The sequence below is a fragment of the Litorimonas sp. genome, from assembly GCA_029936425.1.
Lineage (GTDB): Bacteria > Pseudomonadota > Alphaproteobacteria > Caulobacterales > Maricaulaceae > Litorimonas.
On record JAPYSU010000040.1, the window covers coordinates 1 to 3255 of the forward strand.

Here is a 3255-nt window from a genome sequence, read left to right on the forward strand (position 1 = left end):
ACCCTGGATATCGGCTCCTACCGACTTGGAGATACAGCGTCGTCTTGGGATCGAGCGTGTACAATTATCTTTCGAACATCCAATCCATTGGGGCCTTTTTAACTCCTTCGCCGCTGCCTTATGCTTCATCGGGTTGAAAACTACGTACAGTCTGTGGATTCGATCGGTTTTACTTGGCTGTGCTGTGTTGGGCTCCGTTCTCTCGGTGTCCAGTGGTGCAATTATATCAATTCTCCTTCAGATGGGGATCATTGCCTGGGCGTATATATTTCACAACCTTCATCGCAAGTGGTTGATATTATTAATAACTATCCTTGCTGCATATGTTTCGGTCGATCTGGCATCAAACCGGACTCCTCTTCAGGTCTTTATGAGCTACGCAACTTTTTCTGCACATAGCGCTTATTGGAGATCAACTATATTTGACTGGGGGCTGCTTAATATTCAAATGCAACCCTTTTTCGGTTTGGGCTTCAAGGACTGGCTCCGGCCCGAATGGATGCATACACCTAGCATTGACAATTTTTGGCTATTGATCGCCATGCGCTTCGGCGTTCCGGCATTTTCCTTTCTTATTTTCGGGTATGGTTGGGCACTGCGGCGGATCAGTCAGCGAAATTTCGATCACCTTCCAGCAATTAAGGCCCACCGTCAGGCCTGGATAATCTGCGTCATAGGGCTGGGCTTCGCATTGACCACGGTACATATCTGGGGCGCAATCTACAGTTTAACGTTTTTTATCGTCGGTTCCGGGATGTGGCTTGTCACCACTGGGACCAAAGGGGCGGTCACTACCCCTGCAAAGGTTGGGCCCATCATCTCCCCCCGAGCACCGAACCTGACCTACTGCCGCACGGACTCGACGCTTGCGTATTCCAGACGTCGCAATAGATAACAACGCTTACCTCTTTGAGAGGCGCATCAGATCAACTTACTGAAAATAATTATATTTTTAGCTTTATCGACGTTTCTATAGAAAATCGAAAGACTCCTCTCATAAACCCTCCTAGCCCATATGAGGTGGTCAAAAAGTATTTAGAGAGGCTGGAGAGTAATGGATGGAGCTGGAAAGCAAAGCCTATATGCAAGATTGCTCCACCAACAGAAATCAGGGTTTCTTTTAGTACTGCTTCTAAGCGCACTTACTAACATCCTGACGCTGACCGGATCTGTTTACATGCTTCAGGTTTACGATCGTGTCATACCAACGGGTTCAGTCGTTACCCTATTTGGTTTACTCATTATTGCAGTCACGCTGTATGGTTTTTTTGCGCTCTTTGACATGCTGAGACAACGGATTCTGACTCGTATATCTCTAAGAATTAACCTCGATTTAGGAGAAGAGTGCTTCCGCGCCTGGATACGCTCCGGCCCCCGCAAGCACCCCAATGATGACGAGCCTTTGCTCGATCTCGGCATACTAACTAAGTTTCTGTCGGGACCATTAGCAATCAGTGTATTTGATCTTCCTTTCGTGCCGTTATTTTTGCTGTTCCTATTTTTTATCCACCCTTGGTTAGGAGGCGTTGTATTCGCGGCGCTTGTTCTAAGTGCTTTGGCTGCGTCGACTGCCACAATGACAGTACGCCCGATGCATGCTGCAGCACAACGACACCAACACAATCTTCATGAATTTTCAGACAAATCCCGACATGCAGCGGAGGCATTAAGTGCAATGCAGATGCAACGGCATGCCGGCAAGCGATGGAAAGTGATGCATGACAAATTCCTCGCATTTTCGCAAAAAACAAGCTTACCGTCTGAACTACTTTCGACGGTAACTAAGACTTTGAGAGCCCTGCTTCAAACGGTGCTTCTAACTGTTGGCGCAATGCTGGTTATCCGTGATCAAATTACCCCGGGGATGATCATGGCGGTCCTGATTTTGTCGGGTCGTATTTTGACTCCAGTTGATCATTTTACCACCAGATGGCGCGAGGTGCGTCACGCCTATATTTCACACCGCAAACTTAGCAGGTTCCACAACCTTGAGAGTACGCCCGCTAACCATGGGCCCGCAGCCATATCAAAAGGGCAGATAACCCTCCGTAAAGTAACAGTATTTCACCCCCATAACGTACGCGGTTTACATAACCCACCTTTACAAGGTGTTTCCCTCGACATCCCTCCCGGCACACAACTGGGCATCATTGGTCATTCCGCCACCGGAAAAACTCTACTAGCAAAAGTTATCTCCGGGGCTATCAAACCTGATTTTGGTGACATCTTCATTGACGGTGTTCCATTGCACGCCTTCCCTCCAGAGGCCTTGGAGCGCGCCATTGGATACCTCCCACAGAACGCAGCGCTTTTTTCGGCAACCGTGTTTGACAACGTTTCCCGATTTGACCCGAAAGCCACCGCTGCTGATGTGACCGCCGCGGCAAAGCTGGCAGGTGCACATGAAGCGATATCATCGCTTCCACATGGTTACCAAACCCATGTGGGAGAACGTGCCGAAGTCCCGTTGTCGAGCGGCCAAATACAGCTGATCGGGCTGGCACGATGTTTCATATTTCGTCCTCAGCTAATTATCCTAGACGAGCCATATACTCACTTGGACACTGCCGGAATATGCGCCCTGGATGAGGCTATGGTACATCTAAAGCGTGAGAAGCGCACTATTATCGTGATGTCGCACAGCCGCGATTCATTTAAATCCATGGATAAGATCCTGACTTTACAAAACGGTAGGTTGAAAAATCTAGACCGCCCAGATCAAGTTAAAAGCCGAAAACACCCCACACGCATTAATGCCTTACCTCAAACCCTAGTGCAGACCCCTCGAAAGGCCGTTATCCCCAATTTAGCACGCTCGCCACACAGCCCACATAAACAATGAGGTTTCCACCTTGGAAAAGGTGGTTGAACGGTATTGCCAAGTTGTTTGCACGGATTTGCAGCACTGGACCTTTCGCGGTTTGATGCCGCTCCTTTGATAGCATTTACTGCAACAAAGGAGACTGACTATGGGACTGAAACGCACGGACGAATTCCGCGCTGATGCGGTGCGTATCGCGCTGACAAGTGGGCTTACGCGTAAGCAGGTGGCTAATGATCTGGGTATTGGAATGTCGACGCTGAACAAGTGGATCACGGCGCACCGAGACACAGATTTGGTTTCGAAAGAGGATTTAGAGCTCGTCAAAGAGAATGATCGACTTCGACGTGAAGTCCGGCTTCTCAAGGAGGAGAGGGAGATCTTAAAAAACCGTTCCGGGTTGTGGCCCGCCTGTGCGCGGTAGAAACAGCCTG

General features: G+C 49.1%; 2 protein-coding genes and 1 pseudogene. All 3 read left to right on the forward strand.

Annotation, left to right across the window (positions count from 1 at the left end):
• On the forward strand, positions 1 to 895 hold an 895-nt coding region (locus tag ACN0IC_RS14715; protein ID WP_416879534.1), incomplete at its 5' end, for an O-antigen ligase family protein.
• A gap of 159 nt (positions 896 to 1054) precedes the next feature.
• Positions 1055 to 2842, forward strand: coding sequence for a type I secretion system permease/ATPase (locus ACN0IC_RS14720; RefSeq protein WP_416879535.1), 1788 nt, complete (start codon positions 1055 to 1057; stop codon positions 2840 to 2842).
• Between the two features lie 127 nt (positions 2843 to 2969).
• Positions 2970 to 3209 (forward strand): annotated as a pseudogene (locus ACN0IC_RS14725) (transposase); the annotation flags it as partial.
• Between the last annotated feature and the right edge of the window lie 46 nt (positions 3210 to 3255).